The organism is Chthoniobacter sp. (genome assembly GCF_040003245.1).
Lineage (GTDB): Bacteria > Verrucomicrobiota > Verrucomicrobiia > Chthoniobacterales > Chthoniobacteraceae > Chthoniobacter.
Genome location: NZ_JBDUCX010000304.1, coordinates 1 through 7,329, shown reverse-complemented (window position 1 = coordinate 7,329; position 7,329 = coordinate 1). Strand labels below are relative to the sequence as shown.

General features: G+C 62.7%; 7 protein-coding genes. 5 read left to right on the top strand and 2 right to left on the bottom strand.

What is annotated here, in order from left to right; translation table 11 throughout:
• The 5 genes from ABJF10_RS27695 to ABJF10_RS27675 form a co-directional block, all read left to right on the top strand.
• Positions 1 to 1,380 (top strand): PAS domain-containing sensor histidine kinase (locus tag ABJF10_RS27695; RefSeq protein WP_348547862.1); only part of this gene is annotated, 1,380 nt, incomplete at its 5' end.
• Entirely contained in the window at positions 1,338 to 2,081 is a 744-nt protein-coding gene (locus ABJF10_RS27690) for a response regulator transcription factor (protein ID WP_348547861.1), read from the top strand. The genes ABJF10_RS27695 and ABJF10_RS27690, both read left to right, overlap by 43 nt.
• Positions 2,082 to 2,229: 148 nt before the next feature.
• Positions 2,230 to 2,883: a winged-helix domain-containing protein gene (locus ABJF10_RS27685; protein ID WP_348547860.1), complete on the top strand. Its 654-nt coding sequence runs from the start codon at positions 2,230 to 2,232 to the stop codon at positions 2,881 to 2,883.
• Positions 2,880 to 3,353 carry a GreA/GreB family elongation factor gene (locus tag ABJF10_RS27680; RefSeq protein ID WP_348547859.1) on the top strand — a complete coding sequence of 158 codons (474 nt, stop codon included), beginning with the start codon at positions 2,880 to 2,882 and terminating at the stop codon, positions 3,351 to 3,353. The genes ABJF10_RS27685 and ABJF10_RS27680 overlap by 4 nt, the downstream gene beginning before the upstream one ends.
• A 41-nt stretch (positions 3,354 to 3,394) precedes the next feature.
• Positions 3,395 to 4,111, top strand: coding sequence for a HAMP domain-containing sensor histidine kinase (locus ABJF10_RS27675; protein ID WP_348547858.1), 717 nt, complete (start codon positions 3,395 to 3,397; stop codon positions 4,109 to 4,111).
• A gap of 151 nt (positions 4,112 to 4,262) precedes the next feature.
• Here ABJF10_RS27675 and ABJF10_RS27670 read toward each other — a convergent pair whose 3' ends face one another.
• Both ABJF10_RS27670 and ABJF10_RS27665 read right to left on the bottom strand, forming a co-directional pair.
• Positions 4,263 to 4,493, bottom strand: coding sequence for a cation-translocating P-type ATPase C-terminal domain-containing protein (locus ABJF10_RS27670; protein WP_348547857.1), 231 nt, complete (start codon positions 4,491 to 4,493; stop codon positions 4,263 to 4,265).
• Positions 4,493 to 7,329: glycosyl hydrolase family 65 protein (locus tag ABJF10_RS27665; RefSeq protein WP_348547856.1), on the bottom strand; the 2,837-nt coding region annotated here is incomplete at its 5' end. The genes ABJF10_RS27670 and ABJF10_RS27665, both read right to left, overlap by 1 nt.

Here is a 7,329-nt window from a genome sequence, read left to right as displayed (position 1 = left end):
AGTAGAGACGCCATCATCAGTTGGACAATGGATGGTATTCTCGACACTTGGAACCAAGGGGCGAAGCAACTTTACGGCTACTCTTCGTCGGAGGCCATTGGCAGGCCGGTTGCCATGCTCATTCCGGCGCATCTGGCGGGCGACGAAACAGCCATCACGGAGAAAGTGCGGCGTGGCGAAAGTGTGGACGACTATGAGACGCAGCGAGTGGCCAGGAACGGCAAATTGGTGGACATCACACTCACTGCGTCGCCAATCAGGGATGCGCGCGGCGCTCTCATCGGCGTGGCGGTGGTCGGGCGCGACATTCGGGAACGCAAACGCGCGGAAATTAAGCGCCGCCAGCTTGTGCATGAATTGCGCGAACGCATCAAAGAACTCACCGCCATCTACGGTGTGGCCCACCTGCTTCAACTGGAAACGAAGTCAAAGATGGCCTTGTTGGAGGACATCGCGTTGCTTTTGCTTCCGGCCTGGCAATATCCCGAAGTCACCGCCGCTCGGGTGCAGGTTGGTAAGTTCGAGTTCAAAACACCCAATTTTCATTCTTCCCGCTGGAGCCAGAAGGCCGGGTTCACGACGACGGATGGGCGGAAGGGCGAGGTCGAGGTCGTGTATTTGGCGGAGCGCCCGCGGTGCGCAGAAGGTCCGTTTCTCGCGGGGGAACGCGACCTGATTAATGGCGTGGCCAAAGCATTGAAAGGCTATTCGGAGAGGCGGCGCCTGGAGTCGGAACTCTTGGAAATCAGCGAGCGCGAACAGCGCCGCATCGGCCAGGACCTTCACGACGGCATCAGCCAGCACTTGCGGGGGATCGCGCACCTCAACCATGGTTTGCACGAACGGTTAATCGAGCACAACCGGCCCGAAGCGACTGATTGCGCGCGCATCGCGCAGTTGCTGGAAGAAGCCCTGAATCAGGCGCGCACGCTGGCGCGGGGGTTGTTTCCGGTGGAACCCGAAGCGACCGGTCTCATGCACGCCTTGCGTGCGTTAGGTGTCACAGTCAAAAATATCTACCAACGAGACTGCAGGTTCGTGTGCCCCAAGCCTGTGCTGATTTACGATAACCCGACAGCCACCCACTTGTTCCGCATCGCCCAGGAAGCCGTGAACAATGCCATACGGCACGGAAACGCCACGCGGATAGTCATCTCCCTTTCCTTAAAAGACGAGGCGGTGGCGCTCCGCGTGCGAGACAACGGGCAAGGGTTTCCTGAGCTGTTACCCGAAGCGCGAGGCATGGGTTTGGAAATCATGAAGCACCGCGCCAACGTGATCGGAGGCCGTTTGAGTTGCACGCCGATTCGTCGCGGCGGCACGGTGCTCGCTTGCGTGTGGCCTGTGCCAGCAGACCGCCGAAGGAGGCCGGCATCGTGAACTCACGGAAAGCACGCCCGGCACGAAAAGAGCGCCCGCGAAGCATTGCGCAAAAAGGAGCGCGCATCCTGGTGGTGGACGATCATCCCGTCATGCGCGAAGGACTGGCGCAGGTGATTGACAGGGCCGGCGACCTGACCGTCTGCGCGCAGGCCGCGAACATTCACCAGGCGCTTGAGTCGATCGAAAACACCCAGCCCGATCTTGCCATCGTGGACATCGCGCTTGGTGGTCAGAATGGCCTAGAACTCATCAAGGATCTCAAGGTTCGCCATCCGAAACTGCTCGTGCTGGTGCATTCGATGCACGATGAGCAGGTCTATGCGCAACGGTCTCTTCGCGCAGGCGCACGCGGCTACTTAATGAAACACGAGCCGACGCCCAAGCTCCTGCACGCGATTCGCCAGGTGTTGGCCGGCGAGATCTATCTTAGCGAAACCATGAGCCGGCTGATTCTCCACCGGGTCGCGGATCCTCACATCAATCAAGGCGTCTCTCCCGTGGAATGTCTGAGCGACCGCGAACTGGAGGTTTTCGAGGGACTCGGCCGGGGGCGGAAAACCAAGGAAATCGCCGCGGATTTACATTTGAGCGTCAAGACCGTGCAAACCTACTGCGAGCACCTCAAGACGAAATTGCAATTGAAGGACGCGACGAGCCTGGTGCGCTTCGCAGTGCAGTGGGTCGAAGCTCTGACGTAACACCAGGCGCCGCGCGAAAGTGATCGCGGCCAGCGTGCCAACGTTGTCCGGGTAAGACATTATCCGATGCCGCACCCGGCGCTCTCGCTGTCCAAACTCAGACCTGTGCCCGCTTCCACCGAAGTGATCCATGCGCGAACATACGCGCATGCCAGCAAATCACGTGACTTCGGCGGTCGGCGAATTCGACCGGGAATCCAAACCTGAGTGCAGCGTGTCGCCGGTGTTCGACGAGCACGATGGCGACCCTCGTGCCACGGATCGCTCTGGTTGCCGGGAGCGCGTAATTGGCGGATCGCTTCGCGACCGGGCGCGGACGGGCGAGGCAAACTCCCACACTCTCCGCGCCGGCCGCCCGCAGATGAGATGCGGAGATGCGCTCGTGGAATTCTTCACTCAGTCGAAGGAATCATCCAGAATCCTGCGTCTCCTTGCCGCGAGGCAGAAACCGGTCGGCTACAAGGCGCTGGCGGATGAACTCCAAACTTACGAGGAGTATCACTGCCACGCCGCCAATTTACCTGACTGGGCCATCCGCACAGTCCTCAGCATCATGCAGGCGGCGGGCCTCGTCCGCATGACGCGGCGCGGATTCTCGATCACCGAGGTTGGCCGGGAACTTCACCAGCGCATGGATCGTGAGGTGCGTCCGCCTATGTCGAAAGCTCGCGCCGGGCACTCAATCTTAACCAATGGCCGCCGTGCTACCCCGACACTTTCGATCCCTCCTCGACCGGTGCTTTGGGAGCTTCCCGGTGGAGCGCGCACGACCACCCTCAAACATACACGAGCACTTCTATGAAAAAGCGGCACATCGTCATCACCACAGCGGACCACGCGAGACTCAGCGATCTGATTGCCTTCGGTGATTTTTCCCCACGAGAACGCAGCGAACTCCGCACCTTCGAACGTGAATTGGCCAGCGCTGTAATCGTCGCACCAGACGAGGTTCCGGACGATGTGATCACGATAAACAGCCGCGCCACATTGCTTGATTACACTACCGACAACCACATTGAATTCACCATCGTCTTTCCGGACGAAGCCAACATCGCCGAAGGCAAAGTCTCCGTCCTCTCGCCGCTCGGCACGGGCATGCTCGGCTACCGCGTGGGAGATGCGTTCGAGTGGCAGGCGCTGAACGGCGCGTGGCGGCTCAAAGTCACGCATGTGCAATTCCGGCCGGAGGCGGTTCTCGCGATGAGGTGCGCTGGCTCTCTTAAGGCTGGTGTGCATGAGCCTTTGCAATCGTGGCGGAGGATGGAGCGGTGATCGGAGAGGACACGCTGGAGAGAACGGCTTCGCTTCGTGAAGTGGATGCGTCGCGATTCCAGTTGCTGCGCACGGCAGCGCATGAGCTGCGCAATCTGCTCAATTGCGCCCAACTTGAAATCCAGGGTTTGAGTGAACAAAATGACGAAGCTTCGCGCGCCGAACTGTTGCCAGTGCTCGCGCGCAATCTGCATCAGATGAACGAGATTCTCACGGATTTGCTCGATTTTTCCATGCAGGCAGCGGGCCGCCGCACGCTGCGAATCGCGCTACTGTCGTCCACGGAATTCGTCGAGGAGCTTCTTCTCGCGTTCCGCACGCCCGCGACCGCGAAGGGTCTCGCGTTGACGGGCGAATGCGATCTCGCGCTCTGCAATCTCGCCACCGACGGCACGAAACTAAAGCAAATCGCCGTCAATCTTCTCTCCAACGCGATCAAATACACCGACCGGGGACAGGTGCGATTCTGGTTGCGTGCTCAGGGCGAATTTCTGTGGGTCTTCGGCGTCGAGGATAGCGGACCGGGCTTCGACGCCCAAGTACGGGCGCAGCTTTTCGACGAATTCTATCGTGCCCAACAAACCGCGGATCGCGAAGGCACCGGCCTTGGACTGCCAATTGTCAAACGATTGGTGGAGATGCTCGGGGGCAGGATTCGCATTGAATCGGAGCCGGGTCGCGGGAGCCGTTTCGAAGTGATTCTCCCTCGCGAGCAATATTACATTGAGGCTGCTGCCGGGGCCGCATTGCTTCCGTGAACGGCATCGGCTCTTGCGCTATGGTCATCCGTGGAAGCGTTGGAGCAGTGAACAATTGGATCACGATGCCTCGCTCCTCGACTGGGCCGGCCATCAAGCCGCGTTTTCGGGAGCGGTCTTCGCCGTTACGCGCGCGCTGAGTTTGCTCAATTCACGAAGCCAAGAGGACTGAACTGGCGACGGCGGCGCAGCATAGCCAGTCGCGCAGGCTCATGGCGACGGTCGAGAAGGCGCTCTGGAGAAAAGGGACGTGGATCACGGCGGCGTGCAGCCCCAGCGAGAGACCGAGCGCGCTCCACAGCCAGCGATTGTGGAAGATGGCGCGCAAGGCGTTTCGCTCGTCGGAGCGCGCGTTGAAGACGTTGAAAAGCTGGAACATCATCAACGTGGTGTTCCCTCCGGCTCGAGGCAGACGCGGACGGCGTGGGGCTGCTGATCGTCATGCATGGTGATCGTCTTGGAGGACAGCACCGCGCCGTCCAATTCCACGCGAGCGACGCCGCGGCAGACGTGACCGGGGTTTTCGATCGCGATGTCATACCAGGTGCTATGATGCCGGTAGCGCAGGCGGAATCCGGGCCAGGCTTTGGGGATCACCGGGTCGATGGTCAGCGTGTCGCCCCGGACTTTGAAGCCCAGGACTTCCTCCAGCCATACGCGGTAGATCCAGCCGGCGGCGCCGGTGTACCAGGTCCAACCGCCGCGGCCGATGTGGTCTTTCAGCGCATAGACGTCGGCGACGACGGCGTACGGTTCGACCTTGTAGCGCGCCGAATCCGCTTCCGCGCGGGCGTGCTGGATCGGGTTCAGCATCCGGAGCAGGGACACGGCTTTGTCGCCGTCGCCCTGGCGCGCAAAGGCGAGCGCAACCCAGGCGGAGGCGTGGGTGTATTGGCCGCCGTTTTCGCGGACGCCGGGCGGGTAGCCTTTGATGTATCCAGCGTCCTGCGGCGATTTGTCGAAGGGCGGCGTGAAGAGCAGGATCATCTGCTCGGCTTCGCGGATGAGATTTTCTTCGAGCGAGCGGAGGGCGGTCTTCACACGCTCGGGATCGCCGTTACCGGCGATGGCGGCCCAGGATTGCGGGAGGGAATCGATGCGCGCTTCCTCACATTGCGCGGAGCCGAGCGGGCTGCCGTCGTCGAAATATCCGCGGCGATACCACGCGCCGTCCCAGGCTTCGGCGTCGATCGCTTCCGCGAGGCGCGCGGCTTGGGTGTGGCATTCGGCGGCTTCGGTGCTGCCATCCCGCAGTTCGAGCAGTTCCGCGAAGTCGCGGAGCACACAAATCTGGAACCACGCGAGCCAGACGCTCTCGCCCTTGCCGCCGATGCCGACGCGGTTGAGGCCGTCGTTCCAATCGCCGCCGCCAATGAGCGGCAGGCCGTGCGGGCCGGCGGTTGTCGCGCGCGCGATGGCACGCCGGCAATGTTCGAGCAACGACGCGCGCGTGGCGGAGATCGCGGGAACGGAGAAGCTTTCGTGCTCGTTCTCCGCCAGCGGTTTCGCTTCGAGAAAGGGCACGATTTCATCGAGGATCGCGGCATCGCCGGTGGTGCGCACGTAATGCGCGGCGACGAAGGGCAGCCAGAGCAGGTCGTCGGTGATGCGGGTGCGCACGCCGGCGCCGGTCTCGGGATGCCACCAGTGCTGCACGTCGCCCTCGACGAACTGCCGGGCGGTCGCGCGCAGGATGTGTTCGCGGGCGAGGTGCGGTGCGGCGTGGACCAGCGCCATCACGTCCTGGAGCTGGTCGCGGAATCCGAAGGCGCCGCCCGATTGGTAAAAGGCCGAGCGCCCCCAGATGCGGCAGCTCAGCGTCTGGTAGAGCAGCCAGCGATTGAGCAGGAGATTGGCGGAGCGTTCGGGAGTATCGACCTGGATCGTGCCGAGGAGATCGTCCCACCAGCGGCGCGTCTCCTGGAGCGCGGTTTCGACATTGTCCGGATCGCGGAAGCGCTGCACGAGCGCGCGGGCCTCCGCTTCGTCGGCGGCCTGCCCGAGCAGGAAAGTCACTTCCACTTCCTGGCCCGGCTCGATCTCGATGGTGGTCTGCACCGCGGCGCAGGGGTCGAGGCCGGGACTGGTGCCGCCCGCCAGCCGCTCGTGATCCATCGCTGCAGGATTGCGCATCGAGCGGTTGCGTCCGATGAAGATCGCACGGTCGCCGGTGAAGGACGCGGGTGCCGGACTCGAGGTGGCGAAGGTCACTCGGTCGCAAAATTCCGGTTCGTAGGTATTGCGCGCAAAGAGGCTGCGGCTTTGCAAATCCCACTTCGTCGCGACGTGCATCCGCGTTTCCTCCGGATCGCTGCCGAGCACGAGCCCGGCGTAAGAGGTCACGGTCAGCTTGCGGCGATGCGACGAGCGGTTGCGCAGCCGGAGCCGCTGCACGCGCACGGGGAGTCCACCCGCGGCATCGACCGGCACAAACGTGAGCAACTCCTGCTCGATGGCGTGGCTGTTGTGTTCGAAAATCGAATAACCCTGACCGTGCCGCGCGCGGTAGGCATCGCGCTCGCGGATCGGCAGCGGCGTGGGCGACCAGAAGACGCCCATGTCATCATCGCGGATGTAAATGGCGCAGCCCGCCGGATCAGAGACGGGGTCGTTCGACCACGGCGTGAGGCGATGGCTCTGGCTGTTGCCATACCAGGTGAAGCCCGAGCCGGATTCGGAGACGAGCGTGCCGAAGTTCGGATTGGCCATGACGTTGACCCACGGCGCTGGCGTCTGCGTCTCCGGGCCGAGGTAGATCGAGTATTCCCTGCCGTCCTTGGTGAAGCCGCCGAGCCCGTTGAAATAATCGAGCTCCATGAACGGGAGCGGTCGCGACGGTTCTTCGCGGAACGGCTTTCCCGGCACGCGCGGCAGCGGTTGCGGACCGATCGGAACCGGCGCGGCCAATTGCTGGCGCAACGTGCCGCGCGCGGCCACGAGCACCGCGCGCGCGGCGGCCAGGATGACGATCAGTTCCTCCTTGGAAATCTTGTTCGCCGAACGCAGGAACACGCCGCCGGGTTGATCCACGCCGGTGAGCTGCGCATGCGCTTCGGCGAGCCGGCGCAGATGGGCGGTGAGCGGTTCCTCGTAGCTCGCGAGTTCCTCGCTGAGCAGCACCAGATCGACCTTCAAGCCGCGCAGATGCCAGAAGGTGTGCGCCGTGAGCACCTCGCGGACGACCTCGATGTCGCGGTCGTCGCCGATGGTCACGACGA

Coding starts and splice junctions, on each gene's coding strand:
- ABJF10_RS27685 (WP_348547860.1), top strand. CDS start 2,230: ATGCCAGCAAATCACGTGACTTCGGCGGTCGGCGAATTCGACCGGGAA.
- ABJF10_RS27680 (WP_348547859.1), top strand. CDS start 2,880: ATGAAAAAGCGGCACATCGTCATCACCACAGCGGACCACGCGAGACTC.
- ABJF10_RS27670 (WP_348547857.1), bottom strand. CDS start 4,493: ATGATGTTCCAGCTTTTCAACGTCTTCAACGCGCGCTCCGACGAGCGA.